Annotated in this window: 28 protein-coding genes and 1 pseudogene; 14 read left to right on the top strand and 15 right to left on the bottom strand. The window is 36.6% G+C overall.

All coding sequences use genetic code 11. The features are described from left to right. Positions 1-43: 43 nt before the first annotated feature. The 7 genes from fucP to M2R48_RS03020 all read right to left on the bottom strand — a co-directional run bounded on the left by fucP (position 44) and on the right by M2R48_RS03020 (position 6,564). The gene (gene fucP / locus M2R48_RS03050) at positions 44-1,273 is read right to left on the bottom strand and encodes an L-fucose:H+ symporter permease (RefSeq protein WP_004818999.1); all 1,230 of its coding nucleotides are present in this window, start codon (positions 1,271-1,273) and stop codon (positions 44-46) included. A 25-nt stretch (positions 1,274-1,298) separates the two neighbouring features. Next, a complete protein-coding gene (locus M2R48_RS03045; RefSeq protein WP_244014968.1) occupies positions 1,299-1,634 on the bottom strand; it encodes an L-rhamnose mutarotase in 336 nt (111 codons plus the stop codon). Positions 1,635-1,657: 23 nt separating this feature from the next. Then, on the bottom strand, positions 1,658-2,446 hold the full coding sequence (locus M2R48_RS03040; RefSeq protein ID WP_244014966.1) for an SDR family oxidoreductase: 789 nt from the start codon (positions 2,444-2,446) through the stop codon (positions 1,658-1,660). A gap of 35 nt (positions 2,447-2,481) precedes the next feature. After that, the gene (locus M2R48_RS03035) at positions 2,482-3,306 is read right to left on the bottom strand and encodes an amidohydrolase family protein (RefSeq protein ID WP_262085057.1); all 825 of its coding nucleotides are present in this window, start codon (positions 3,304-3,306) and stop codon (positions 2,482-2,484) included. Between the two features lie 244 nt (positions 3,307-3,550). Beyond that, positions 3,551-4,828, bottom strand: a complete 1,278-nt coding sequence (locus M2R48_RS03030; RefSeq protein ID WP_262085055.1) for an L-fuconate dehydratase — start codon at positions 4,826-4,828, stop codon at positions 3,551-3,553. Between the two features lie 114 nt (positions 4,829-4,942). After that, positions 4,943-5,785 carry a fumarylacetoacetate hydrolase family protein gene (locus tag M2R48_RS03025; protein ID WP_004818989.1) on the bottom strand — a complete coding sequence of 281 codons (843 nt, stop codon included), beginning with the start codon at positions 5,783-5,785 and terminating at the stop codon, positions 4,943-4,945. 26 nt (positions 5,786-5,811) lie between these two features. Then, entirely contained in the window at positions 5,812-6,564 is a 753-nt protein-coding gene (locus tag M2R48_RS03020) for an SDR family oxidoreductase (RefSeq protein WP_004818987.1), read from the bottom strand. Positions 6,565-6,693: 129 nt separating this feature from the next. On the opposite strand from M2R48_RS03020, the gene M2R48_RS03015 reads away from it, so the two are divergent. Continuing rightward, complete coding sequence (locus tag M2R48_RS03015) at positions 6,694-7,416, top strand: FadR/GntR family transcriptional regulator (protein WP_004818986.1); 723 nt, start codon at positions 6,694-6,696, stop codon at positions 7,414-7,416. Positions 7,417-7,591: 175 nt separating this feature from the next. Here M2R48_RS03015 and M2R48_RS03010 read toward each other — a convergent pair whose 3' ends face one another. Next, positions 7,592-8,461, bottom strand: coding sequence for a LysR family transcriptional regulator (locus tag M2R48_RS03010; RefSeq protein ID WP_244014959.1), 870 nt, complete (start codon positions 8,459-8,461; stop codon positions 7,592-7,594). Between the two features lie 174 nt (positions 8,462-8,635). Here M2R48_RS03010 and M2R48_RS03005 point away from each other — a divergent pair, with 174 nt between their 5' ends. Next, a complete protein-coding gene (locus M2R48_RS03005; protein WP_004818982.1) occupies positions 8,636-9,346 on the top strand; it encodes an AzlC family ABC transporter permease in 711 nt (236 codons plus the stop codon). Then, complete coding sequence (locus M2R48_RS03000; protein WP_004723188.1) at positions 9,343-9,657, top strand: AzlD family protein; 315 nt, start codon at positions 9,343-9,345, stop codon at positions 9,655-9,657. The genes M2R48_RS03005 and M2R48_RS03000 overlap by 4 nt, the downstream gene beginning before the upstream one ends. Before the next feature lie 106 nt (positions 9,658-9,763). Here the strand turns inward: M2R48_RS03000 and M2R48_RS02995 are convergent, their stop codons facing one another. After that, a complete protein-coding gene (locus M2R48_RS02995; RefSeq protein WP_262085054.1) occupies positions 9,764-10,672 on the bottom strand; it encodes a LysR family transcriptional regulator in 909 nt (302 codons plus the stop codon). A 123-nt stretch (positions 10,673-10,795) separates the two neighbouring features. Between M2R48_RS02995 and M2R48_RS02990 the strand changes: the two genes are divergently transcribed. Continuing rightward, positions 10,796-11,551 (top strand): SDR family NAD(P)-dependent oxidoreductase, encoded by a 756-nt coding sequence (locus tag M2R48_RS02990; protein WP_262085053.1) that lies wholly within the window; start codon positions 10,796-10,798, stop codon positions 11,549-11,551. Positions 11,552-12,678: 1,127 nt separating this feature from the next. Further along, positions 12,679-13,171: pseudogene (locus tag M2R48_RS21600) on the top strand (glutathione S-transferase); the annotation flags it as partial. 160 nt (positions 13,172-13,331) lie between these two features. On the opposite strand, the gene M2R48_RS02980 reads toward M2R48_RS21600, so the two are convergent. From M2R48_RS02980 to M2R48_RS02965, 4 genes are all read right to left on the bottom strand, one after another. Then, entirely contained in the window at positions 13,332-14,330 is a 999-nt protein-coding gene (locus M2R48_RS02980; RefSeq protein ID WP_262085052.1) for a DUF262 domain-containing protein, read from the bottom strand. Continuing rightward, on the bottom strand, positions 14,311-14,943 hold the full coding sequence (locus M2R48_RS02975) for a hypothetical protein (protein WP_262085051.1): 633 nt from the start codon (positions 14,941-14,943) through the stop codon (positions 14,311-14,313). Before M2R48_RS02975 ends, M2R48_RS02980 begins: the two co-directional genes overlap by 20 nt. A 417-nt stretch (positions 14,944-15,360) precedes the next feature. After that, positions 15,361-16,419 (bottom strand): phage portal protein, encoded by a 1,059-nt coding sequence (locus tag M2R48_RS02970; protein WP_262085050.1) that lies wholly within the window; start codon positions 16,417-16,419, stop codon positions 15,361-15,363. Beyond that, positions 16,416-18,197: a terminase large subunit domain-containing protein gene (locus tag M2R48_RS02965; protein ID WP_262085049.1), complete on the bottom strand. Its 1,782-nt coding sequence runs from the start codon at positions 18,195-18,197 to the stop codon at positions 16,416-16,418. Before M2R48_RS02965 ends, M2R48_RS02970 begins: the two co-directional genes overlap by 4 nt. 141 nt (positions 18,198-18,338) lie before the next feature. Here M2R48_RS02965 and M2R48_RS02960 point away from each other — a divergent pair, with 141 nt between their 5' ends. Genes M2R48_RS02960 through M2R48_RS02920 form a run of 9 tightly spaced genes read left to right on the top strand, consistent with a single transcriptional unit; the run spans position 18,339 to position 23,508 of the window. Continuing rightward, positions 18,339-19,235, top strand: coding sequence for a GPO family capsid scaffolding protein (locus tag M2R48_RS02960; protein WP_262085048.1), 897 nt, complete (start codon positions 18,339-18,341; stop codon positions 19,233-19,235). Positions 19,236-19,252: 17 nt separating this feature from the next. After that, positions 19,253-20,281 carry a phage major capsid protein, P2 family gene (locus M2R48_RS02955; RefSeq protein WP_262085047.1) on the top strand — a complete coding sequence of 343 codons (1,029 nt, stop codon included), beginning with the start codon at positions 19,253-19,255 and terminating at the stop codon, positions 20,279-20,281. Continuing rightward, the gene (gene gpM, locus M2R48_RS02950) at positions 20,281-21,111 is read left to right on the top strand and encodes a phage terminase small subunit (RefSeq protein WP_262085046.1); all 831 of its coding nucleotides are present in this window, start codon (positions 20,281-20,283) and stop codon (positions 21,109-21,111) included. The genes M2R48_RS02955 and gpM overlap by 1 nt, the downstream gene beginning before the upstream one ends. 5 nt (positions 21,112-21,116) lie before the next feature. Continuing rightward, a complete protein-coding gene (locus tag M2R48_RS02945) occupies positions 21,117-21,524 on the top strand; it encodes a head completion/stabilization protein (RefSeq protein ID WP_262085045.1) in 408 nt (135 codons plus the stop codon). Continuing rightward, the gene (locus tag M2R48_RS02940; RefSeq protein ID WP_262085044.1) at positions 21,521-21,724 is read left to right on the top strand and encodes a tail protein X; all 204 of its coding nucleotides are present in this window, start codon (positions 21,521-21,523) and stop codon (positions 21,722-21,724) included. The genes M2R48_RS02945 and M2R48_RS02940 overlap by 4 nt, the downstream gene beginning before the upstream one ends. Before the next feature lie 38 nt (positions 21,725-21,762). Further along, positions 21,763-22,137: a hypothetical protein gene (locus M2R48_RS02935; RefSeq protein ID WP_096733105.1), complete on the top strand. Its 375-nt coding sequence runs from the start codon at positions 21,763-21,765 to the stop codon at positions 22,135-22,137. A 10-nt stretch (positions 22,138-22,147) separates the two neighbouring features. Further along, the gene (locus tag M2R48_RS02930; protein WP_224964778.1) at positions 22,148-22,669 is read left to right on the top strand and encodes a glycoside hydrolase family 108 protein; all 522 of its coding nucleotides are present in this window, start codon (positions 22,148-22,150) and stop codon (positions 22,667-22,669) included. A gap of 3 nt (positions 22,670-22,672) precedes the next feature. Then, complete coding sequence (locus tag M2R48_RS02925; RefSeq protein ID WP_262085043.1) at positions 22,673-23,068, top strand: phage tail protein; 396 nt, start codon at positions 22,673-22,675, stop codon at positions 23,066-23,068. After that, the gene (locus M2R48_RS02920; protein WP_262085042.1) at positions 23,068-23,508 is read left to right on the top strand and encodes a phage virion morphogenesis protein; all 441 of its coding nucleotides are present in this window, start codon (positions 23,068-23,070) and stop codon (positions 23,506-23,508) included. The genes M2R48_RS02925 and M2R48_RS02920 overlap by 1 nt, the downstream gene beginning before the upstream one ends. On the opposite strand, the gene M2R48_RS02915 is transcribed toward M2R48_RS02920, so the two are convergent. Both M2R48_RS02915 and M2R48_RS02910 read right to left on the bottom strand, forming a co-directional pair. Continuing rightward, positions 23,494-24,201, bottom strand: coding sequence for a hypothetical protein (locus tag M2R48_RS02915; protein WP_262085041.1), 708 nt, complete (start codon positions 24,199-24,201; stop codon positions 23,494-23,496). The genes M2R48_RS02920 and M2R48_RS02915 overlap by 15 nt on opposite strands. An 11-nt stretch (positions 24,202-24,212) precedes the next feature. Next, the gene (locus tag M2R48_RS02910; RefSeq protein WP_262085040.1) at positions 24,213-25,403 is read right to left on the bottom strand and encodes an ATP-binding protein; all 1,191 of its coding nucleotides are present in this window, start codon (positions 25,401-25,403) and stop codon (positions 24,213-24,215) included. Positions 25,404-25,752 lie beyond the last annotated feature (349 nt).

The following is a 25,752-nucleotide window of genomic DNA, read 5'->3' as shown; positions in this document are numbered from 1 at the left end:
GTGTTATCACGCTTATCGCACTCACTGCGATAAAATCGGGATATTAATTGATCTGTGCCAATGCGATTTTTTGATAACTCTTCGCATAGAAAAATACGATCACAAAGCAGATCAATGGCAATAGATAGGAAATATGAGTTCCATAGTGATCAGCCAATTTCCCCATGAAAAAAGGCATGATTGCACCGCCCACAATCGCCATGATCATAAATGAGCTACCAATTTTTGTTTTAGATCCTAGATTCTTTACTCCCATCGCAAAAATAGTTGGGAACATAATCGACATAAAGAAGAAAATACCAATCGCTGCGATCACTGAAATATACTCAGCGCCAGATAAAATCACGATACACAGCACACTGTTAATCACGGCATAAATCAGCAACAAATGGTTGGCAGATATTTTTGACATGATGCCTGTACTGACAAACCGCCCAATCAGAAAAGCCAGCATGGCAATAGATAAGAAATATGCGCCTTGTTGGCTTGAACTCTGTGGCCAAGTTTCTACCACCAAGTTAATGAAAAATGCACCTACCCCCACCTGCGCGGCGACATAGAAAAACAGGGTGATGACGCCAAATTTAAATTCTGCGTGTGACCACATCGATGCATTGTTATTTTGAAGATTGGCTGCATCCAGTTTCGCCTCATTTTCACGCAAATCAGGTAGTTTTGCTTTAGCAAAAAATACAATCAAAACAATGACAATTGCAGCAATACCGACATAGGTATAGGTCACAGCATCAAAACTTGCAGCACTGTCACCCTCTACAGAGTTAAAGAAAAATAAACCGCCAATCAGTGGACCAAAGAATTGCCCTAGACCATTAAAAGACTGAGATAAATTGAGCCGCTGTTCAGCAGTTGACGGATGTCCCAATGCAGATGAGTAAGGATTTGCAGCTGTTTCTAAACAACCTAATCCCAAGGCAAGTACAAATAATGCAAATAAGAAAAAACTAAATGTCATCATATTTGCGGCAGGGACAAAGAGCAGTGCCCCGATTGCATAAAGGGAAAGACCGAGAATAATCCCAGCTTTGTAGCCTTTTTTTTCGATAAATAAACCCGCAGGTAATGCAATCACAAAATAGGCACCAAAATACGCAGCCTGAATCAGCCCCGATTGTGCTTTAGAAATGTGCAAAGCTTCCTGAAAATGTTTATTTAAAACATCGACCAAACCATACGACAATCCCCACATAAAGAAGAGTGTCGTGACCAATATCAACCCCATCCTAAATTGAGGTTCTGTAATTTTTGCCTTCATGGCTGAATTCCTTATATCATTCGGATTATTGTTTTAGATCAAATATTTTTTCCATTTCGATCCATTTTTCACCACGTTTTGCACTAGGCAGTACTTGCTGGTACTGCGACATCAAACTTTCCCACTCAAGATTTTTCGGTTCTGAAACAGCAACATTTTCTGCAACATCAGGGTCATAATCGTCGGTAGTATCCATGATCATAAAAAGATGATTTTCGACTTGCCAAATCTGCATATCCAGCACACCACGATTGCGAATATTGGTGATGATTTCGGGCCATACTTTTTGATGATACTGCTGATATTGTTGAATCTTTTCAGCATCATCCACTAGGTCTAAAGCCAAACAATAGCGTTTCATTTTTCGCTCCACTTTGCGGCATATCAGTCTTCGTTTTGATCTAAGGCTCGATCTAAATGGGTATAACCACCATCGACATATAAAAGTTGTCCAGTGGTATGCGAAGAACGATCAGACAGTAAAAATACCGTGGTATCTGCAATTTCATTGGTCGTCGTCATACGATGACCAAACGGAATATTTTGGGTAATTTGTGCTAACTTTTGGGTTGGGTTATCAAAGCTATCTACCCAGCGTTGATAAAGTGGTGTCATGACTTCAGCAGGTAAAACCGCATTGACTCTAACACCATCATCTTTAAATTGCGCTGCCCACTCTCGTGTTAAAGCCAATCGGCCACCATTTGCAGCAGCATATCCACTGGTATGTCCCTGCCCTGTGACTGCGACTTTAGAACCAATATTGACAATGCTGCCTTTGCTTTGTTTGAGATGCGGTATGCAAAAGTGAGCCATTGTAAAATAATGAATCAGGTTTTTATCTAAAGACTGTCTAAACGCATCAATACTGTCTTCAAGTCCGACATTGTCATTTATTCCTGCATTGTTGACTAAACCATCCAGACGTCCATATAGGTCAATGACATTCTGAACTTTTTCTTGGCAGGCTTTTTCATCAGTCAAGTCCAGTTGATGGAAGGAGTAGTTTGCCTCTGTTCCCTGTAAAGATATTTCAAATTCGGAACTCAGGTCTGAACGACCAAAAATGGCAACCGTTGCACCTTCTTGTGCGAGCAATAATGAAATTGCGCCACCAATTCCTGCACCACCACCCGTAACGATAAAGACTTTATTTTTGAGGTGTAAATCCATCTTTCCTATCTCCTATATTTAAAATCTTTTAAATTTCATAGCTTATATAAGCGCTTAGGTGTATCTATTTCGACTTGTTGACGTTCTGAGGCACTCCATTTGCATGTCCATTCATCCCAAAATGCCAATAATGTTTCATAACGATGGGTCGCAAAAGACACAGGCCAATCAGAACCCCAAAGCAAGCGTTCAGGACCAAAAAGTTCTAAAGCAATATCGAGGTGGGCTTGAAAATCCTGTGCTTTGCAGTGTGCGCCCGCCTCTGTCACCAAACCTGAAATTTTGCAATTTACATGCGCTAAAGCGGCTAATTCTTTCATGCTCTTTTTCCACACAGTAAAACCTTCACTGGAATACATCTGAGGTTTTGCTAAATGATCTATTACCAACTCATATTGATCATGCTGTTGGGAAAATTTTACGGCTGCATCCAAATCTTTCTGGTGAATCAAAACGCCATAAAGCAACTCAGCCTGCTGAATTTTTTCTACGCCCAGATTAAATTGGTGGTTGTTCAACATATAGGCTGTAGGATCAGGCTCATCTTGAAGCATGTGACGAAAGCCTTTTATCCGCTTATTTTGTTTGAATTTTTCCAACTGTATTTCAGCGTCTTTTTTAAAATCAAACCATGCCACAATGCCTTTGATGATAGAGTGTTGCTCTGCCAGCCCATTCAGATATTCATTTTCCTCCCAAGAAGGTCTTGCCTGAACAGCGATCAAACCCTCTATTCTGGCAGGCAATTGTGCCAACAAATCTTCAGGCGACATATCTTGTGCAATGACACTTAAATCACCCGTCATCCACGGGAATTCAACTGGATTGTATTTCCAAAAATGAATATGACTATCAATCACTTATATACTCCTTGTGGCTTTATGCACTTTCATTCTTTCCAGATTGGATGAACGTTAAAATCACCCTTAAAAACTCATCCACGATAAAACCACAAATCAGTTAGATTTACTTTATGAATCATGTCCTGTGGTACTAAAATTTGTTGACATTTCAACCATGTATTGCATATCAGACTGATCTAATAGTACTTGCATACCACTTCCCTTTGGCATGCATGAGCTTGACCCTCAATAACTCAGTCAATCAACCCTTAAATCGATATTTCTCTATGGATGCCTGTTTCATTTCAATTGAAAAACCCGCGAGTGTTGGGGGCATATAAGCTGCATTTTGAATCACACAAGGATCGATAAAGTGCTCATGTAAATGGTCAACGTATTCTGTGACACGACCTTCTTTGGAAGTTGAGAACCATAAATAATCAATCATAGAAAGATGCTGAACATATTCACATAAGCCTACGCCACCTGCATGCGGACAAACTTTAAGTTTGTATTTTGCGGCCATCAGTAATACAGCTAATACCTCGTTAATTCCTCCCATTCGACAAGCATCAATCTGAACAATATCAATTGCTTCACGCATAATAAATTGTTTAAACATGATGCGATTCTGGCACATTTCACCTGTAGCCACTTGAATCGGCTGAATCGCAAATCGAATAGCACGATGCGCTTCGACATCATCAGGTGATGTGGGTTCTTCAATAAACCATGGGGTTGAAAATGCCAACTGTTTAACCCAGTCGATGGCTTGTTCACGTTCCCAAATCTGATTGGCGTCAATCATTAAATGACGGTCAGGACCAATAATGTCACGCGCAATCTTGACACGGCGCTTATCCTCTTCAATATCGCGACCCACTTTTAATTTGATATAGTTAAAGCCTTCATCAACAGCTTCCTGACAAAGCCGTGCAAGTTTTTCATCGCTATAACCTAACCAGCCGGCTGAAGTTGTATAACAAGGATAGCCTTCTACACGCAGGGTATTCTCACGTTGTGCTTTACCAATCTCATTAGATTTCAATAAATCCAATGCTTCATCAGGCGTAATACAGTCGGTTAAATAACGAAAATCAATACAGTTCACTAACTGTTCAGGAGTCATATCTGCAACCAGTTTCCAAACCGGTTTAGCTTCGCTTTTCGCCCATAAATCCCAAATTGCATTGACTACTGCACCTGTCGCTAAATGCATCGCCCCTTTGTCTGGACCAATCCAACGCAATTGACTATCCGAAGTTAAATGTCGCCACATCAAAGCAGGATTTTTCTTAATCTCATCGATATCTAGACCAACAACAAGATGACGCATCGCCTCAATTGCTGCACAGCAAATTTCATTACCACGACCAATGGTAAATGTCAGACCATGTCCTGTCAGCGCTGGATGATCCGTCTTTAAGATGACATAAGCAGCTGAATAATCTGGATCTGGATTCATTGCATCTGAACCATCCAACTGCTGTGAAGTAGGGAAACGAATATCCAATACTTCTAAATCCGTTATTTTTAACATTCCTATTCCTTTTTTAAATTCTGAGCTTTTTTAAAGACAAGTCTTCCTAAGACATCGAATTTAAATGCCTCTTTTGTATTACTTAAAAATTAAATCTATTGAGATAAATCTGGCTTATTCAGCATCAACAACTTTCTGTTGTTGTTCGCCTAATCCCTCAATACCTAACCGCATCACTTGCCCTGCTTTTAAATACACAGGTGGTTTTTGCCCAAGTCCTACACCTGGCGGTGTGCCTGTAGAAATTACATCACCTGCCTGTAAACTCATAAACTGACTTAAATAGCTCACAATGGTTGGTACATCAAAAATCATGGTATCGGTATTGCCATCCTGATAACGATGACCATCGACCTCTAACCAAATTTTCAAATTATGTGGATTTTCAATTTCATCTTTGGTGACTAACCATGGACCGGTTGGACCAAAAGTATCGCAGCCTTTTCCTTTATCCCAAGTTCCTGTGCCTTCAAGCTGAAATGTGCGTTCAGAAACATCGTTAATCACGCAATAACCTGCAACATAGTCCATTGCCTGTTCTTTACTAATGTAACGACCATCTTTACCAATGATGACACCCAATTCAACTTCCCAGTCTGTCTTGAATGAATTCTTTGGAATTTCCACATTATCATTTGGTCCAACCACTGCACTGGTCCATTTATTGAAAACCACTGGTTCAGCGGGAACTTCTGCACCTGTTTCTGCGGCATGGTCAGAATAATTCAAACCAATGCAGATAAATTTACCGATATTACCCACACATGCACCAAGGCGCACACCCTCAGCAACCAAAGGCAGACTCGATAAATCCAGATTTCGAATTTGATCTAACTCGGCCGCAAGCACCTGACCATTGATGTCTTGAATCACTGAGGACAAATCCCGAATTTGTCCCTGTGGATCTAAGATTCCTGGCTTTTCCTGTCCTTTTACACCATATCTTAATAATTTCATTGTTCTATCCTAGATCTGCTTGAAAATTAATTTGACCAACCACCATCGATCATATTGATGGTTCCAGTTGTGAATGAGGATTCATCACTTGCAAGATAGAGTGCGAGTGCTGCTATTTCTTCTGCTTTACCGACTCGTCCCATAGGTTGGCGAGCAACGAACTGAGCATAGACTTCATCAATGGTTTTGTTTTGTTCTTTTGCTTGAGCTTCAATACGATCATGCAGTGAAGGAGAATCCACAGTTCCCGGACAAATCGCATTGCAACGGATCCCTTGACCGATAAAATCAGCTGCTATGGATTTGGTCATACCAATGACTGCCGCTTTAGTGACACTATAGGAAAAGCGGTTCGGCACACCTTTGATACTTGATGCCGCTGAAGACATATTGATAATTGAGGCATTGGCACTTTTCAGCATTGCTGGTAAAAAAGCCTGAATCATGTGGTACATCGAATCTACATTCATTGTAAAAGCACGTTGCCACTGTGTTTCATCACATTCTAAGATTGAACCCGCTGGAACCCAACCTGCACAATTAAACAACACATCGACTTTCTGATATTTTTTAGAAAATTCAATAATTTGCTGAGGATTAGTAATATCTAAATATTCAACTTGAATATTGTCAGAATGACTTTTGAGTTGTTCAAGCAGCTCCAAATTAATGTCTGTTGCGATTACTTTTGCACCTTGTTCTGCAAAGCTTAATGCAGTGGCTCTACCAATTCCCTGAGCTGCTGCGGTAATCACACACGTTTTATTTATCAATCTCATACCTTCGTCCCTGCTTTTTACTTTATACTATGGTAAATGCCAAATTGACTAGACCAATTAATTGGTCTAGTCAATTTAATTGATCAAAAGGGTTTTGGCAAGACCAATTTTTTGTAAAAGTTGAAATTTATGACTCAAACTCGTCTTTATCAAAATATCTTTAATAAAATTCAAGATGATATAAAAAATGGAATTTATCAGTTAGGCTCCAAATTACCGCCTGAGCGCGATCTTGCCCAGCAGCTTGGGGTGAGTCGTACTTCTGTACGTGAAGCAATCATTGCACTTGAAGTCAATGGGATTGTTGAAGTAAAACTGGGCAGTGGCGTGTATGTCATTAAAGATCAACAAGATCAGGATTTAGAACAAACGGGTTTTAATACCAATATTCATCCGTTATTGATCCCTCATTTAAAAGAGGATTCTGCTGTTACACCTTTTGAAGTTTTAGAAGCACGTTTGCAAATTGAACCGTATCTCGCTGAACTTGCCGCAAAACATCGTACAGATGAACAATTAGAAGAGATTAAAGAAGCATTTTTTATGAATGTCCGAGATAATTTGGAACATTCCAGTGAGCATATTGGAGATCGTTTATTTCATATTCGTATTGCCGAAGCCAGCCAAAACAGTGCCTTTTCTTTTTTTCTGAAATACTTGCTCGGAAAACAATATACCGAGCTGTTCAGTCGTATGCGTAGTTTATACACCCCTGAAGATATGCCTTTAAGATCTCAGCATGAACATCAGGAAATTATGGCAGCGATCCAAAGCCAAGATGGTGCTGCGGCATATAAAGCCATGCAGAAGCATTTGCAGAATGTCATTAATATATTTTCAAGAAAAGTATAAATTTGGGTTATTTAAGATGAGCAACTTTTGATTTTAAAATAAAGCACATTTAATTCGCTTTGTGCTTTTCTAACTTTTTCAGATTTAGTTTATGTTTAAATAAAAAGCACAACTCATCTCATCCGAAGACATCATATTGATACATAAGAAGATGAGGTACCGAATAAAAATCTTTTTAATAGGTAATGGATTGCCTTAATGTCTTAATTAACAGCTCATATAAATGATCAACCGCTTTTGAATTAAGCGAGACTCGACTTCTATATACAGATGCTTCCATGGGTGCTAATGGACCTAGTCCATGCTCTGCTCCTAAAATTTCTAAATGCGGAGGCGCGCTACATTGTGTAAAAACTGCGACGGCCAAACCACTTTCAACTGCTGCAATTTGCCCGATTAAACTAGAACTATTATAAACTACCCGATAACGGCGACCTTGCAATGCGAGCGAATTGATCGCACTTTTTTTGGCTAAACTGGTACTTTCATAAACAGCAATCGGTATCGGATCTTCACGCCATAATTCAAATTGGGGAGAACCTACCCACACCATTGGCTCATGAAACAATAAGGTGCCTTGACGGGGGTTATCCCTTGAAATCAATGCTAAATCAATCTCGCCATTTTCTATACGTGGGATCAATGAAGTCGATTGTTCACAGATAAATTCTATTTCAACGCCACTATAACGCGGTGCAAAACGTTTAAGCACAGGCGTTAAATATTTAGCAGCATAATCATCGGGTACACCTAGTCTAATCCGACCAGTTAACTCTTCTCCATTAAAAGCCATTTGTGTTTCATGGTGTAGATCAAGTATCCGTCTTGCATAACCTAAAAGAAGTTGCCCTTCAGAAGTAAGTTGAATTTGCCTATGCGTTCGAACTAAAAGTTGGCATTTTAAAGCACCTTCCAGTTTTTTTAACTGCATACTGACAGCAGACTGTGAACGGTATAGCTCAGGTGCTGCATTTGAAAGAGAACCTGTATCAACAACTGCGACAAAACATTTTAACCAATCAATCTGTAGATTTTGTAGATTCATGATCACCCCCAAATTATTCGATTTTCGAATAGTATATGTAAGAATTATGCGCTTTTCATTCTAACTTTCTAAGTCCATAATTTATTAAGAAAAGAAGGAAATTTCCCCTAATTTTCATCAGCGATCATTAGGTATATAGCTCACTAGAAAATTTAAAAAGATAAGGAAATTATTTTGTCGAATGTTGACCCAGATATTTACAGTTTAAGTTATTCCCAAGTTTGGTCAGGCTTTAAAAGCCTTCTTCCAATTTCATCTTTCGTGGTGATTTTTGGAGCTGCTTTCGGCTTAGCTGCAACGCAAACAGGACTAGACAATAGCTCTATCATGTTAATGAGTAGCTTTGTTTTTGCAGGAGCATCTCAATTTGCGACTTTAGAACTATGGGGCGCGCAAATATCACTGATTCCCTTAATAGTCACAGTTTTCTTTATCAATGCTCGGCATCTTTTAATGGGCGCATCTCTTTATCCTTGGTTACGCCACCTGCCTCCCATCAAACGATACAGTATCTTGCTGGTTATTTCTGATGCCAATTGGGCACTCTCACTACAAGCATTTAATCGTGGTGAATCAGGGATGGGCTTATTGTTTGGAGGAGGCCTTGCGCTTTGGCTCGCGTGGGTTTTAGGCACAGGACTGGGTTTCTATTTTGGTAATGTCATTCATCATCCTGCATTGCTGGGATTAGATATGGTCATGGCTTGTTTTCTACTGGCGATGGTTGTCGGTGGACAAAAAAATCTCAGAATACTCATCATCTGGACAATCGCAGCCTGTAGCTCATTATTGGCTTATTGGTACTTACCAGAAAATAGTCATGTCGTTGTGGGTGCTTTATTTGGCGGAATTGTCGGAATTTTCTGGAAAGAGAAACAGCTATGAACTTAGAGATTAGCACCACTTATCCATTAATTATTATTTTTATTATGGCCATTGTGACATTAGCCACTCGCTGGGGTGGTGTTTTGATTATGTCTTATGTACCTATTAGCGATCGTGTGCAACGATTCATTAATGCAATGTCAGGATCTGTACTGGTTGCACTTTTGGCTCCTATTGCGGTTGAAGGTGATCATGGCGCTCGTTTGGCGTTACTGACAACATTGATCGTTATGCTCCTGCTTAAAAAACCACTGTTGGCGATTGCTGCAGGAATATTGGCCGCAGCCTTATTCCGTCAGTATTTTGTATGAAATGATAGGGAGCTCAAAGAAGCTGCCTTTGGCTATATTAAACCTAAACAAAATTGAGCAATGACTACACATTGCGCATAAACGACATCGGGTTCATTTAGTGAAACTACAGTGTATCGTGATTCATTTTTTTGAATAGAAGAATCAACCAATTAATAAATTCACTTAGTCTGCGGGGTTGATTATTTCGCGATTCATATAAAATCGACAAAGACATCGGTGCACTGGTAAACGCTGTTAATACTTCAATAAGGTCACCATTTGCCAATTGTTGTCTAACACCAATTCTGGGAATTTGAATAATCCCTAGTCCATTTAAACCTGCAGCTAAATAGGCATCCGTTGTGCCGACACTGATTAGACTTGGAGTTGGTACAAGGTAGGTTTGATTATTTTGATTGTATTCAAAAGCATTTTGCGACTGGGTGTCCGCATGCGAATAATCAACAATATAATGATTTTTAAGATCCTCTAATGATGTTGGTATACCGTAATGTTCCGCATAACTGGGACTAATACAATTAACCATTTCCATAATACCCAAATGGCGTCCTATTAAATTACTGCTTTCAAGCTGACCACCACGGATTACGCAATCTACTCGTTCCTTGATAGGATCAATACGATAATCAACGCCAAGCAGCTTAATCTGTGTTTTTGGATATTGTTGAAACCATGCAGGTAAATGGGGAGCCACCACGCTAGAAAAAAACCGACTTGGCATATCGATGTTAATCACACCACTGAGTTCTTCACTTTGTTGTTGAAATTGGTTATCTAAGCCTTCTAACTCATCCAATAATCTTAAGCATTCGACATAATAGCGCTGACCTGCTTCTGAAAGAGAAAGGTGTCTTGTATTTCGATAAAGTAAACGAGTTTTTAAATGATCTTCAAGCTTAGTGATTGACATAGAGATTGCTGACTTAGGAATCTTGAGCTGTTCTGAAGCACGGGTAAAGCTACCATTTTGTACAACAGCGATAAAACGTTTCATCGTCTCAATCTTATCCATACATCACTTCCAATTGCTCATTATTTATGAACAGTCTTATCTGATTACTTACATTTATCAAGACAATTAATTCCTGTACTTTAATTTTATCAACAGTTAATCAGCATAATATGAGGTCAGTACATGAATAAAATCGCATTCATCACCGGAGGGAGTCGTGGAATAGGTCGAGATGCAGCGCTTAAACTCGCTGAGCAAAATATTGACATTATTTTGACTTATCATCGCAATGAAAAAGCCGCTCTAGACGTGGTTGAGAAGATTAAAGAAAAAGGTCAAAACGCATTTGCCATTCAATCTGATATTCGAGATATCACATTATTTGATGATTTGGTAAAAAGCTTGAGTTTCGTATTAAAAGAGCAATTTGGTCGTGAAAGTTTTGACTACCTACTCAATAATGCTGGGACAGGTTTACATACGAGTATTGAAGAAACTAGTATTGATGATCTAGATGATATGCTCAATATCCATGTGAAAGGTCCATTTTTTCTCACTCAAAAATTGCTACCACTCATTGAAAATGGCGGTCATATTGTAAATATATCCTCTGGTCTAACACGCTTTTCTATGCCTGGGTCAGCTGCATACGCCATGGCAAAAGGCGCTGTAGAAGTCATGACACGTTATATGGCAAAAGAATTCGCCTCCAAAGGGATTCGTGTCAACACGATTGCGCCCGGTGCGATTGCGACTGATTTTAGAGACGGTGCAGTCCGCAATAGTGAGCAAGTTCAGGGGATGATCGCATCTATCACGGCATTAGGCCGTATTGGTGAAGCGGATGATGTTGGAAAAGCAATCGCTGCGATTTTTAGTGAAGGATTTAACTGGATCACAGGTCAGAGAATAGAAGCCTCTGGTGGTATGATGTTGTAGTTTTAACTCGTACAGCTTTAACATATTGGTGGAGTTATGCAAATTTCATATAACTCTGCCATATCGGGGTTCTAAGCAAATACAAAAAATTAATATTCATTAATTTTACAAATTCTATCTTTTGAGTATGGTTATTGATTTTAAAATAAAACACGTATAATCCGCACTTGCTTTTTTTCTATCTTTTTTCAGGTTGACTGTATGTCTGAGCTCCAATCTTTAACGCCTCGTATTTCGGTCGCTCCGATGATGGACTGGATAGAAGAATAATAATTATTATTATTTATTAATAAGTTAAATAACTTGTTTTTTATATAGTAGCAATTTAGTTGTAAAAAAATACATTGGACGACTAAATTGGACAACCTTAGAATCTCATCATATTAATCAGTATTTTTATAAATCAATCACTTATATAAGTGATTTTTTTCGGCCAAAATTAAATAAATAAGCATCATACGGCTATATGTATAGAAGATTCACAAACAATATATTCAAAAATATACCTAAACTTGACTCAGAATTTAAATAGACTAGTTCCCTTATCTCAAAATTTCAGGTCATAAAAAAAACAGGTTACTTTAGTTACCAAAATCAATATATACAATTATCTATATGAATATATTAAGATTATATACTATTTATAAAAGTTACTTTTAGGTTACTTTCGAGTTACCAGTAACCCGTTTTTTAGGTTACCAACAGTAACCCGTTAACCTTATGATTATTAATAATTAATTGATTTTTTAATTGTCTTGGTAACCCGAAGTAACCTTATAAAAGTTACCAACTATTTTATTAAATATTAATAACTTATATATCACTTTAAAGCTTGGTAACCTAAATTGGACTTTTATTTTAGGACTTATAAAAACAGTAAAATACTTCACATTATTCAATGCCCTTTCTCTTTGCATCAAATCGCATCATTTTGCATCAAAATTAATTCATTAAAACGTCTAAAAACCTTTAAAACATAAGCTTTACACTTAATTTCTGCATGCATCAAAAATGAGACATTTAGTAAGTGGGCAGGTGGGAGAGGAGACTGCGTTTGACTTAATCCGAAATTTTTTGATATATAAAATTGAAATTAAGGAAAATTTATAAAACTTAGTTGTTAGAAAGCGCCAAAATCTATAAAAATTATTCACCCGTTAGGTAAATCTCCAGTAATTGAATAGAAAAGTAATTATTGAATTATTAATTCAATAATTAGCGCCTCAGCTAGCACCTGATCTTAATGATTTATATTATGTCGATTATTTATAGTGAATTCATTTATTAGAATGTTCTGCTATGACTACCTAGTTGTTAAAAATATTTAATTCTATTGGGAACCAGCACGACACTAAATTATTATTTTTAGAAAATTATGTCCAAGTAGAATTTGATAAAGTATTTATTATTTTAAATGACTATTTAAAAGATAAACAATACTTCGTTGTAAATCGTCTAACTGGTACAGGTTTTATGATGGGATTCGCAATAAACAGTCTAATTTATCAATTAAATCAGGCAGAAAATTATCTATATATTAAGCATTATGTCGATGGTTTAACAAATTTAGATAGTTGGATAAATGCTATTAAAACTGAAAACTCTTTAAGTTTAAATTGAGAAAATTAAACTTGAGGTGTAATAAGATTGATAAAAATGGGAGCCTAAATCTCCCATTTGTTGGTTTCGTATAAGGTGTATTATGTAAATTTTAGAGATTCTTAACTTTTTCTATCATTAAAGAAAGAATTCTAACTCTAAAGCTCTGTATGCTAAGATCTCATTCAATAGAATTTAAGAGATCTTCTATATATTTCCCTCGAATAATACGATTTCCTCTATGGTTTGTACCCTGAAACATTGCATTATAATAATTGAAATAGTTTGATTTCTGATCCTTTTTACTTTCCAAAACATTCTGCTCAAATATATCTAAAACACTTTTAAATTCAGAAAGGTCAGGAAGCTTTTCTCTTTTACTCAACTCAATAAACAAAGTGAAAAAATTCGATTTTCTAGTCCAAATACTTGTGCTTTCTATGCCTAATTCCTTTAGGTAAGAAAAAACAAGTTCTAGCTTTGCTAACATTTCATGTTTATTGGGGTACTCTGAGTTAAATTGAATAATAAATTCTTCAATTTTTTTGTTTTGTACAAAATATGCGTTGTATTCAATTGTACTCATTATTAACAGAATATATTGAAGGTCAGCCATTCGTGTTAGCTGAGAATCACTAAAAATATCTAAATCACTCAAGTAATCCAAGAATTTTAAACTCTCTTTAGCAGTTGAAATAAAATCTCCATCGTATACAGCATTATGTATTTCTACATCATCAAGATTAAACTTAGTTAGGTTAATTCTATGAAAAATGTCTTTAATCTCATTATCGCTTATTTTCCCTAAATCTCTGACTACTACTTTATAAGATAAAAAACTATCTAATTGATCATCCGTTAAATTCTTAAAGGTTGGAACAGTTTTAGAAACAAAATCCTCATTCCCACTAATGTAGTTAAAAATTGTAGTTAATCTTTGTTGACCATCAATGACTATACTTTTTGTTTGTAAAGTTTCTCTATCTGTAGAACTTACAGCAGTATATATTTCAGGAAAAGGTAAGCCTTTCAGAATAGTATCAATAAACTGTTCTTGATGTTTATATGTCCAAACAAATTTTCTTTGAAAATCTGGCTGTATATCTAAAACTGAAGATGTCCATTGATTGAATAAGTTACCTATAGTTGGATTTGATAAACTAGGGACTAACTGTGTCATTAGAATTTCCTATTTGATAGTTTAAATGAACTGCTTTTAATCCCAATAAAGTATATTGCTCCAGATGCAAATGACTTTTGAACACACCGGCTGCCACAACATAATTACCTACCTCTGAGTTACCATTAGATATTGAGGAAAAGAAGTTGAACCATTGATCTTTTAAGATCTTAATGCATTCAGCTAAATTAGTTGGCAGTAAATCAGGACGGATCCATCCCATTGCAATATATTCTAAGAACTTATGATAAGCCTTAGTATCTCTTTCAGAGAGAATTACCTTTCTTGACCTCAAATTTAATTGACATAAATGAATATCCTTTAAAATCGTTTCAAATAAATCATTTGAAACGATAGCAACATCAATATCGGAATCCAATGAAAATACTGTATCTTTATAGATGCTAAAGCCTAAAGCAGCAGAACCAGTAATGTAGATATCTTGATAGTGTATGTTCCAAAAATCTGAAATTCTCTTTCTGAAAAGGAAAAAGGCTTTCTTATCTCCAGAAAAAACATAAGGAATACCTTGGAAAATTAATTCTCGAGATAAGTCCAATAAATCACTTTCTTTTGTAGACTTAAATATTTCAAAAAAATTAGACTTATCCATATGTTAAGACTCATAACCTAATTTAAATTAATTATTTAGAAGTATTTAATATACTTACATTATTAAGGACATAGATTATCATTATTTGATGAAAATTATAGAATATATATTTTGTAACAAAAAATAGATCATTTAACATCCCCCACTTCATACTTCGACCTTTCTCCTGAAAATATTTGAACATCAGACAAATAAAGTATGGCTTCAAAAATATACATCTTGCCTAAAAAAAAGCAAAAATTCATCTTCTAATCATGAACATATAAAGAGAAGGAGACTCCAAACAAGAGTAATAAGATATAAGGAATGTAATGTAAAGGTATGACAGGAGGCAGACCAACGTATCAAATACGTAGAAATGCCCAACAGGATGTTGGTCATTTCTACGTCAAAAATATCTACATGTAAAAATTTTAGCTACTTACTAGGTAATAAAAGCTCATAATTTTTGAAACGAATCACTTCACTACCTAATCGCTCATTAATCTGTTTCAGCAAGTTTTGGTAATACACAATCTCATTGTAATAAAAAACTTTAGCTGCTTTTTCAACATCACCAAATCCACCTGCATTTTGAGGAACGACTCCAATGAGTTGAGGTGGTATGCGATGCCCTGCAAGTTGATCATCTCGACTGGCTATTTTAATATTATAAAATTCATCCTTAGCTGCTACTTCAGCCAATGGAATAACTTTAACACCATCTTTCGTTCCACCAGGTGTATATACAAGTAAGTTCTTAAAGTTCCCTGCACCTTTTGAGTTTTCCAGTGAATCCTCCAAATCATCGACATCTTGCTGACTTTGAAGTGCATCTGTCATGTGTAAAATAAAACCTGCGTGTGCACCATTTTTATAATAACGACGACGGAATAGCGTTGCTGCTTCGTTCAATAAAATCGCATTAACACTACTCAAATAATTGGGCACACCGTAAATTTCTTGACCAATATCGGATTCATAAACATGAATTATATCCTGTGGTGCAAATTGATAATTATTGCTTTGATCCCAATCAAGTTGGTAATAACTGGATAAATCTAAACCCCGACGAATATTGAGTGCTGGTCTAGATCCAATTCCAACAATTCCATTAAATCGATTTCTTTTGATATGTGCATAACAGTTTGCAAAGGTTAAAAGATTCAAAGCCAAAGCATTAAACTCATGCCGACTTAATAAAGGATGAGGAATATAATCGCTGGTCAAGATATTACGTTTTACAATTAAAGCACTGGTATGGTGGCTCGTTGCACGAAATAATTTTGCAGTGGCCAACATGTCATATGGAAGCTCATACCAATCTTGCCACTTAGGACAATAGCCATATTCGAATAGGTCATGCCCGTCTAAAACAGGCTGCGCTTCCCCAAAATTCTTACATATAATTTTACTGGTTGGAGCAGCTGCTGTTTGTTGTGTTGGCAACACACGAAAGCGATCCAACTGCTGAGATAGCATAGATTTAAAATTCATGAATTAAATACCTTGATTCGGCTACGTGTAGCGCCATGTTGAGATTGATCAGTGATGTCGACAATCGGTGCTCTTTCTAATCCATTCATGATCGCCCAAGCCATATCTCCATGGCCATTTTCTGCTGATCGACTGGTAATTAAAGTTTTGTTGCCACCACCACTGGTCAGGGCTTTTTTGATGGATAAAAATGCTTTTGCTACAGTCAATAAGCCTGCATCAAAATGTAGTCTGCGTTTTTGAAATAACTCTTTTGCACGTAAACCCATGCGAATTTTTAACTCAGGGTTATAATTCAATCTTGTTAGTGCAGGGAAAAATTTAGAAACATGCTCAGAAACAGCTAGGCCATTCCCGGTGTTATCAATCCCGATAAATGTGACGTTGTATCTTGCACAAACTTTTTTGATATATAGCGCTTGTTCTTGTGCAGTCTGTCCTTTGAATTGTTTTACTTCTAAGATTCGATAAGGGGATAAAGGTGTTTGTGGTGGAGCGATGACCGCTAGTGCTGCATTGTCACCTGTAAACGATGGATCATAACCAAGCCAAACTTCACCCAAGTATGGTTTTTCATCATTGGGGTGAAAGTCATTCCAAATTTCCCAAGAATCTACCATATTCGGTGTGATATCTTTTAAAGGGAAATATGAGCCTGAATCATCAATAAACTCACCATCAAAAAGATTGGCGAATTCTTCATCGCCATATTCTGCAAGTAAATCCTCTCGATCAAATAGATCACAGCCTTTGGCTTCTGCATCATCCAATGTCACAATTTGGCGCGTTTTACGATCCGCACATAACACAGGCATTTTTAGTGCTGTTTTGCTGACGTCAATCTCAATTGGAAGCTTGCGCTTACTATCAGTACCCGTCCAAAACGCATAGGCTTCATGCAAAATACTGGATGGCGTCGACATATAAATTTGCTTATACATCTTTTGTGAAGCCATCGCTGAAGCGACTTTTTTAAATTTTAAGAAGTTACGAATCCAAAAGAACTCATCCATGATGACATCACCATGGCGACCTTGTGCTGTAAGCGCATTTGTTCCCAAATAATATAGAGTTGCTTGTCCATTTGGTCCATTGACAACAATTGGATCTCCAGTCAATTCGATGCCAACAACTTCCAAACAAAACGCTTTGATGTACTCAATAAACTGATATGCCTGTGCTCTTGAGGCTGACATAAAAATTTTATTCTTACCTGTTTTTAGTAAGTCAATAAATGCCCATAACGCAATGATAAAAGTCGCACCAATCTGTCGAGATTTTAATAAAATAAAAATTCGAGACCAGGATATGGCATCCATCCATTCCTCTTGGTAAACGAATAAAAAATCTTGAAATGCTTGTTCAAGCAATGCCAAATCATCTTCAGTAATTTGATTTTTAAGTTTGCGTTTTTTCGGTTTGTTATTGCGATTTTCTAATTTTGGATTGAGATCTGCTTGTGTACCACCTGCGCGATATTTTTCAATTCGAGCAAAACGTTCAAATTGAATCCCAATAAAATCCATTTCTTTATAGTTGGCATTACTTTTATTTTCCATAAAAGTCAGCGCTAAGTATCTAACTTTTAAACCTATCGTTAGATCATCGAATAAATCTGCTTTTTCCCAACTATCACGTTGCTTCCAACTTTCTACCGTTGCCCGATTTTCTTCTAATTGTTTTGAGATTTCAGACACAGTCATGCCCATCGCAAATAGGATTCGTCCATGTTGCCGTGGGTTTATATTCTCGAAAGTCAAAGGATGTGATGTATTCATGCGCTTAATGTAGCGCTATGTGTTCATTTTCAACGAATAACAAAATCCTGATTAAGCGTTAAACAGGATTTAGATCGTTGCGACCTCCCTGTCATCACAAGCAGACTGCATACATCAGAAACATAGATGGAAATTTAAATAATGGGACTACCAGGAGAAGGACGTGTAGAAAAACGCTTTCGAGTTGCCCGTGAAGGTCAAACGGTCGATGGTCGTGAATTGAGTCGTCAAGAGATTCAAGACATGGCCGATACATACAATCCTGAACATTATGCAGGGCGCATCAACATTGAGCATTTTGCTGGATGGTCACCTGAACCACCATTTAATGCATATGGCGACATTATCAAAGTTGAAGCAGTTGAAGAAGGCGGAAAACTTTGTCTTTACAACACAATTTCTGCCTTACCAAATTTTGTGGCCATGAATAAAAATGGACAGAAAATCTTTCCCTCAATTGAGTTTTATCGCAATTTTGCAGGGACCAATAAAGCCTATCAAGTCGGCCTTGGCATGACTGATCAACCTGCATCACTGGGAACTCAAGCCATTAAGTTTTCATCAAATCAATTTTCTTTACGCACTCAACCCGATTCGGAGATTTACATGTCACTGACAGCTCCAACTGAAAATAACTCAGTTCCAACCGATCAAAAAGGTTTCTTAGAACAACTCAAATCATTAATCACGCCAACAAAGCCGACTGAAAGTGATGATGAGTTTAAAACGGTGGTTACTCAAGGTCTTGTTGCTGTGTTCGCATCAATCAAAGACTTAAATGAGAAATTCAGTGCATTGAGTCCTGCACCAGTAGCAACTACAACACCTGTTACAACGCCTGTGACTCAAACCACAGATCAACCTGCAGCTGCGCCACAGACTTTTCTATCAAATCCATCAGAGGCTCTAGGCAAAGCACTCGAACCAATTTTGCAATCGCTTAAAGGTTTAGAAACTTCATTTACTCAACTTTCAACGACTCCAGTAAATCTTCCACCTGCAGCTGCAGGCGGTGATGCTGACCGTGTTGATTATTAATAAGGAACTTATCAATTATGTCAGTCGTTCTAAATCCCCTTGCCCGTACAAAATTAACCGCTTATATGGCTGCTATTGCCCGTGCCAATGCGGTTGAAAATGTCGTTAATAATTTTGCCGTTCAGCCTGTACCTGAACAAAAAATCATTGCTGCCTATCAACAACAAGCCGACTTTTTAAAATTAATTAATATGTTTCCAGTGGATAATGCCAGTGGTGAAAAAATTGGTTTAAATGTTGGTATCCGAATTGCAGGCACAACGGATACTCGTGTCAAAGCGCGTGAACCAGGATATGTCGGTTCAGTGGATTTATTAGATACATATCTATGTACACAAACCAACTATGATGTTGCATATCGTTGGGTGCTGTTAAATGCTTGGAAACATCATCCGAATTTTAAATCACTACTCCAAACAATGGTAATTAACGCCATCGCATTAGATAAGTTGTGTATTGGCTTTAATGGCCTATATCGTGCGCCAACTTCTGACCGTGTTGCCAATCCCCTTTTACAAGATGTTAAAAAAGGTTGGTTGCAAAAAATTCGTGACAATGCGCCTGAGCAAAATTATGCCGGTGTTGATGATGGGACAGGAAAACTAGTCCTCAAAGTTGGTGCAGGCAATGAGTTCAAAACTATTGATGGTCTTGTCGAGTTTGCTGTCGAAGAATATATCGCTGAACAGCATCGTGAAAGTGGCTTAATTGCAATTTGTGGACGTGGCATTCTCAGCGATAAATATTTACCGTTGCTAAATACCATTCAAGATCCAACAGAACAACTGGCAGCGCGTTCAATCTATGCAAACAAACAATTGGGTACGTTAAAAGCGATGCATGTTCCTGGTTTCCCACCCAAAACAATCTTAATTACACACCCTAAAAACCTCTCAATATATCTGCAGTCAGGCACACTGGTACGTTCAATCACGGAAGAGCCCCAATGGGATCGAGCTGTAGATTGGCAATCGGTGAATGAAGACTTTGTCGTCGAAGATTACACACGTTGTGTTTTGTTAGAAAACATTGAGGTACAAGACTAATGGCAACGAATTCAATGCGTGAGCATCGTGAAAAGATGCTCGCAATCAAAGCGCAACAACAAGCAAAAAGCCAAGATCCACGCTTAAAAAGTAAATCGGTCATTATGGGCTTTGATCCAGCTTCACCTGAAGGCGATAAAACCGTAATCGTTCCACCATCACCAACGGCAAATATTGAATTACGTTTGTTCAATCACATGAACCAATTGAAAGAAAATAAATCAATTCAAGATCGTATTGAAATGAAAAAGCAATGGTTGCCAGAATATTTGGGTTACATCGATGGTTGCCTAGCTGTTTCCCCTTCAGCTCAAAATACAACATTAGTGACTTTAATGATTTGGGCCATCGATGCTGGTGAATATGAACTCGCGGTTCGTATTGCTGAATATGCAATTTTGAATGAAATGGTGATGCCTGAAGGCTACAGCCGTGGCATTGCAGAATTCGTTACAGAGCAATCTGCTAGTGATTTTATTGATGATTCCGAATTAGCCGTCGCTCATGCTGAATTGATTAAAAAAATCATCGAGCTGGGTGTCGGTGAACAAATGGTCGATGAGGTCCGTGCCAAAATTTTCCGTGCGTTAGGGGATGCATTAAACGAGGCTCAGCCTGTTGAAGCCCTAATTGCGTATAAAAATGCTTTGCGCCTCAATAGTAAAGTTGGCTGTAAAAAATATTTAACAGCCCTCGAAAAACGATTGAATAAGCAAACAACCGAGTCGTCTCCCGACGCCACTGTCGGCTCGCAGGCTGATACATCTGGAGATCAAACTGCCGATGCCTCAGTACCTGCGTCCACCGACTCCACCACGGCTGTGGAGTAGGTCAAATGTTACTAAATGCACCTGTGCCTGATAATGAAGTCGAAAATCCTGATCCAATGCGTCCCAATGTCAGTATTTTAGATATGTTGGGTCAGGTGCGTTTAGACAAATCCCAAGGTGAAGTACTGCTGACTGAAAAAATCATGCTCGCCATGGATAACATTAATGATCAAACACTTTTACTTAATATCGAAACTGATACTCAAATTCGATATTACAAACGTGCAGTTTGCTATGAAGCAGCTGCACTGATTTGTGAAGATAATTTAGATTTTGATACCACAACAACGGGACAAACCCGTGGTGAAAATCAACAAGTTAAAACGCAAGCTTTACGTCGAACAGTGAATTACAGCATTGGTAAATTAATCAGTAAAGGCAGACCAAAACGTAACCGAGTAAAACTGATATGAATCAGATCAAAGCAATACAAAATGATACTTTTGATTCACTCGCTTACCGCTATTACGGCAATCAGTCGATAGTCATGCTACCTGCACTGCTTGAAGCAAACTCAAATTTGCAACAAGTGATTTTGCAAGAACATCAAGTCATTAATTTACCTGAACTGGTACAAGCTCAACGGCCACAGACAATTAAATTATGGGATTAGTTATGTTTGAACACTTAACTTCCCTCAAGGGGAAAACGATGAATGATCCGCTGTCAATTAAGGGGTTACCATGGCTTTTTAAAATTATTGCAGCGATCATGGGCGCAATTCTCGCCTTGATTTTAAGTGGTGATATTGACACCCAAGGTCGTATAAAAATCACCGTTGGTGTCATTTTAAAATTTTCGATTAGCGTAACCATCAGTTTATATGGTGGTGCTGCTTGCATTGAATATTATCAATTACAGCAATACTCACATATGGCTCAAGGTTTTGTAATGTTACTTTTTGCCGTGTTTGGCATGTTGCTGATTGGTATTTGGTATCAATCTATGCAGTTACTCAAAGGTAAAACCTTTAGCGAAATCATTGCTGAAGTTAAAGCTGCTTTTGCTGCAATGTTCAATAAATAAGGAAATCATCATGTCTCTTACATTTGATCAAGCCTTTGATCGTCTCATTGGCCATGAAGGTAAATTTACAAATGATCGTCAAGACCGTGGCAATTGGACGACTGGTGTAATTGGTAAAGGTCAACTCAACGGCACAAAGTATGGTATTTCTGCCATGACTTATCCTGATTTAGATATTAAAAGTTTAAGCCTTGAACAAGCCAAAAATATTTATAAACGAGATTGGTGGGACAAGATCAATGCCGATCAGATCGACTCTGCCCTTGTCTTTCAAGTTTGGGATTTTGCCATTAATGCAGGTATGGGAACCGCCAAACGTAAACTACAATTGGCTGTAGGCGTGTTAGATGATGGCATTATCGGTAACTTAACAATTCAAGCCATTCATAAAGCTGATTTGAATGATATTTTATTGAAATTCAATGCAGAACGATTGAAATATTATACAAGTTTAAGTACTTGGTCACGTTATGGAAAAGGTTGGACCTTACGTGTTGCAAGTCAGTTAAATTATGCAGCAATGGATAATTAAATCATGATCGCCTTGATCGGTTTAAAAACATTTTTGCAAGAAAAATTGCCGGATATGACTGCAGACAAATGCCATTTATTTATTGTTAATGGCACTCAAGCAAAAGGTTATCTAGATTATACCGTTCGGCTTTTATTTCTTGATTATCGCTTAGATCCAATAGAAGTCATCATGCTAATTCGGAGTTGGCTTAAATCTCAAAATCTACATTTAGACACCACGGGCAATGATCTACAAATTTCATTTAGTTCTGAAATTATTGATAAAGATACCTTTGACCTTGAAGTTGACTTTCCTCAGCGCGATAAAGTGGTAATAGAAGACCAGGGTTATCATATTTGCCCTGAGTTAGTATGGAGTGATTTACAAGGTAAATTCATTTCGAAAGGATCAGAATAATGAAGTCTTTTGCTGCCTTAAATCGTTGGTTTGATCAATTCTTTAAACATCTAGAACCATCTCAACGTCGCGAATTGATGCGTCGCTTGGCTCAAGGATTGAGAATACGATCTAAAGACAGAATTAGTCAGCAAAGAGATCCAAATGGTAATCGTTTTACGCCAAGAAAAAGAGATCAAATTGGAAGTATTAAACGTAAAGGTGCCATGTTCAAAAAGATTGGCCAACAATTAAAAACAGAATATTCAGCCGACAAAGCTTCAGTAGGTTTTGGTGGACGTACAGCCCAAATTGCGAAAGTACATCAAGAAGGAAAGACTATCCATCCTGTTAATCCTTCAAAACCTACCAAATACCCTATTCGCGAACTTGTTGGTTTTAATAAGTACGATGAGAAATGGATTGTAAAAGAAGTTAAGATATATTTATCTTTGATTTAACTTTAATGCCAATGTATAAAACTTTTTAAAACTATTCACATGGTTGTCCTGTTCCATTCTAATAATAATGTTCCTGAGATAGAACTCTTTGTTTAATGGAGTAGGATCAATTTTTGAATAAATTTTTTTTGCTTTATTTGATTGTTTCGCTTTTGCAAATAGCATTTGTTTCAGATAACCTTCATGATATCTACCAATTGAATATTCAAATGTTTCAGGCTTTCTCATTTCTTCAGGATCATCAATGCCAACATCATAATATGCAACATACTCATCAAATGGTGGAACTATATTACTTCTTGGAAAAACCTTTTTATTTGCTAAGCCCCAAGTTTCAATAGATGCCTTTTGAATTATAATTTGAATATCACAATGAGCTATTGACAAAGTTTTATTTTCTTCTAATATCTTTTGAATCCTAGAATAGATAATAGCTTCTCTAGCCTCAATTGTTTGGTCATCAGCATCACAGACAATCCATAATTGGTCAATATTTTTATAGTCATTTATATCCTTAAGAGTATTTTTTAAACCATGATCCTTATCTAATAATCCAGGATAACCCAATCCCCCCTTCACATAAAACTTATTAGAATCGAGTCTTTCAATAAAATCTTCTTGTTGCATATTTGGAGCTAAGACAGTTAGCCAAGCTGGATATAAATGAGGTTCAGTTTCACCTTCAAGTAACATATATAAAATCATTATTCAAAATCTTCTTCTGTCCAATCATCATCATTATTTAAATTATAAATACCATTCATATAAAAATTTGAGTTTATTAATTTTATAAAAGAATCATGATTAGAATTATCTATATAGTTTTTAGCTTTATAAGTTTTAATAACATTTCTCTCTCTATTCACAATCTTCCATTTCTCAACCGGAATTTTATTAATGATATACGGATGATGACTTGTCACAATAAATTGATAGTCTAAACCTGCATTTAAAACTCTATCAGAAATTGAGTTTATGCAATTTACACCAAAACCATTTTCAAACTCATCTACTAAGAATATTGTTCCTTTAGGACTCAAAAACACATATGCTAAATGTATTAAGGTTTTCATCATTCCAGTGGAAATTGAATTCTGACTTACCCAATGATCAACACCATGCTCTTTAATTTTAATGATAAGTTGAGAGTATTCTTCTAACTTTCCACCTAGATTTAATGTCTCAACTTTGAGATCTTCAACATAAGGAAAGATTTGTTTAAAGATACTAATAAAATCATTGAAAGCTTCAGGTACTATTTCTTGGCATAAGTAAAGCTTAGACTGAATATCATTTTTAACAGATCTAATTTTATTCAAATCAAGATTATCTTCTAAATAACGATAAAAATCAGGATTTATTAATGAGAAAGTATTTTTTGAGTAATCATTATTGTCTATTGTTGTTATTTTCATGAAATTATTAAAGATAATTAAAATATCATCTTCTTCTTTTAATAAATTTATGGCACTTTTGGTAGGGGCTAATTTAACTGTTTTTTGACCGTTAAAAATAATACTATCATCTTCTCGTGAAATTACTTCATTATCATTGATAATCAAAAATTCAGATTTAATTTTATATTCAGGAATTTTTTTTTCGGAACCGAAATTAAAAGCTCTTGATAACTCAATGAGATCTAGTGAATCCTCACCGAACTCGAATGCACCTTTCCAATGATATTTATTATTATCATTACTTAACTCTATGTCCCATTCAAATCCATTTATTGAAGCACCATTAACAACACTTTTCAAATTTTGAATAGCTGTTAATATGGTTGTTTTACCAACCCCTGAAATACCAACAAGTAAAGAAAGTGTTTGATCAAACTCTACCTCTTCAATTTCAATACCAGTTGGGTGATACTTAATACTCAACCTATTGATTTTCATATTTTTTTAAATTTCCAAATAAAATTAGCCAATTACAGACTTGTTGCACGAGCATATGCTTTAACTTAGCATATAGTTTAACAATATTCTTAAAAATACAAAACATTAAAGTTAATTTGATAAAATATTCTATGTAGGATCGTTTTACATAATTTTTCAAATTTTATGTATGCTAGTCAATTTCAAAAAAGATTAATTGTCTAAAATAACCTATATAAAATAACGACTAGACAATAATTGAATGAAACGATGAGATAGAAGGTTCCTGATTAAGCGCTAAACAGGATTCAATTCCTCGCACTTTAAAAACAAAATGCCCATGCTTGTAAGCATGGGCATTTTTACGTTT

The sequence above is a fragment of the Acinetobacter sp. I-MWF genome (genome assembly GCF_025433935.1).
Classification (GTDB): domain Bacteria; phylum Pseudomonadota; class Gammaproteobacteria; order Pseudomonadales; family Moraxellaceae; genus Acinetobacter; species Acinetobacter guillouiae.
This window is presented reverse-complemented; position numbering and strand designations above follow the sequence as displayed.

Excerpts from the sequence above, each read along its gene's own strand:
- fucP (WP_004818999.1), bottom strand. The coding sequence starts at position 1,273 with ATGAAGGCAAAAATTACAGAACCTCAATTTAGGATGGGGTTGATATTG.
- M2R48_RS03045 (WP_244014968.1), bottom strand. The coding sequence starts at position 1,634 with ATGAAACGCTATTGTTTGGCTTTAGACCTAGTGGATGATGCTGAAAAG.
- M2R48_RS03040 (WP_244014966.1), bottom strand. The coding sequence starts at position 2,446 with ATGGATTTACACCTCAAAAATAAAGTCTTTATCGTTACGGGTGGTGGT.
- M2R48_RS03030 (WP_262085055.1), bottom strand. The coding sequence starts at position 4,828 with ATGTTAAAAATAACGGATTTAGAAGTATTGGATATTCGTTTCCCTACT.
- M2R48_RS03025 (WP_004818989.1), bottom strand. The coding sequence starts at position 5,785 with ATGAAATTATTAAGATATGGTGTAAAAGGACAGGAAAAGCCAGGAATC.
- M2R48_RS03020 (WP_004818987.1), bottom strand. The coding sequence starts at position 6,564 with ATGAGATTGATAAATAAAACGTGTGTGATTACCGCAGCAGCTCAGGGA.
- M2R48_RS03015 (WP_004818986.1), top strand. The coding sequence starts at position 6,694 with ATGACTCAAACTCGTCTTTATCAAAATATCTTTAATAAAATTCAAGAT.
- M2R48_RS03010 (WP_244014959.1), bottom strand. The coding sequence starts at position 8,461 with ATGAATCTACAAAATCTACAGATTGATTGGTTAAAATGTTTTGTCGCA.
- M2R48_RS03000 (WP_004723188.1), top strand. The coding sequence starts at position 9,343 with ATGAACTTAGAGATTAGCACCACTTATCCATTAATTATTATTTTTATT.
- M2R48_RS02995 (WP_262085054.1), bottom strand. The coding sequence starts at position 10,672 with ATGGATAAGATTGAGACGATGAAACGTTTTATCGCTGTTGTACAAAAT.
- M2R48_RS02990 (WP_262085053.1), top strand. The coding sequence starts at position 10,796 with ATGAATAAAATCGCATTCATCACCGGAGGGAGTCGTGGAATAGGTCGA.
- M2R48_RS02980 (WP_262085052.1), bottom strand. The coding sequence starts at position 14,330 with ATGACACAGTTAGTCCCTAGTTTATCAAATCCAACTATAGGTAACTTA.
- M2R48_RS02975 (WP_262085051.1), bottom strand. The coding sequence starts at position 14,943 with ATGGATAAGTCTAATTTTTTTGAAATATTTAAGTCTACAAAAGAAAGT.
- M2R48_RS02970 (WP_262085050.1), bottom strand. The coding sequence starts at position 16,419 with ATGAATTTTAAATCTATGCTATCTCAGCAGTTGGATCGCTTTCGTGTG.
- M2R48_RS02965 (WP_262085049.1), bottom strand. The coding sequence starts at position 18,197 with ATGAATACATCACATCCTTTGACTTTCGAGAATATAAACCCACGGCAA.
- M2R48_RS02960 (WP_262085048.1), top strand. The coding sequence starts at position 18,339 with ATGGGACTACCAGGAGAAGGACGTGTAGAAAAACGCTTTCGAGTTGCC.
- M2R48_RS02955 (WP_262085047.1), top strand. The coding sequence starts at position 19,253 with ATGTCAGTCGTTCTAAATCCCCTTGCCCGTACAAAATTAACCGCTTAT.
- gpM (WP_262085046.1), top strand. The coding sequence starts at position 20,281 with ATGGCAACGAATTCAATGCGTGAGCATCGTGAAAAGATGCTCGCAATC.
- M2R48_RS02945 (WP_262085045.1), top strand. The coding sequence starts at position 21,117 with ATGTTACTAAATGCACCTGTGCCTGATAATGAAGTCGAAAATCCTGAT.
- M2R48_RS02940 (WP_262085044.1), top strand. The coding sequence starts at position 21,521 with ATGAATCAGATCAAAGCAATACAAAATGATACTTTTGATTCACTCGCT.
- M2R48_RS02935 (WP_096733105.1), top strand. The coding sequence starts at position 21,763 with ATGAATGATCCGCTGTCAATTAAGGGGTTACCATGGCTTTTTAAAATT.
- M2R48_RS02930 (WP_224964778.1), top strand. The coding sequence starts at position 22,148 with ATGTCTCTTACATTTGATCAAGCCTTTGATCGTCTCATTGGCCATGAA.
- M2R48_RS02925 (WP_262085043.1), top strand. The coding sequence starts at position 22,673 with ATGATCGCCTTGATCGGTTTAAAAACATTTTTGCAAGAAAAATTGCCG.
- M2R48_RS02920 (WP_262085042.1), top strand. The coding sequence starts at position 23,068 with ATGAAGTCTTTTGCTGCCTTAAATCGTTGGTTTGATCAATTCTTTAAA.
- M2R48_RS02915 (WP_262085041.1), bottom strand. The coding sequence starts at position 24,201 with ATGTTACTTGAAGGTGAAACTGAACCTCATTTATATCCAGCTTGGCTA.
- M2R48_RS02910 (WP_262085040.1), bottom strand. The coding sequence starts at position 25,403 with ATGAAAATCAATAGGTTGAGTATTAAGTATCACCCAACTGGTATTGAA.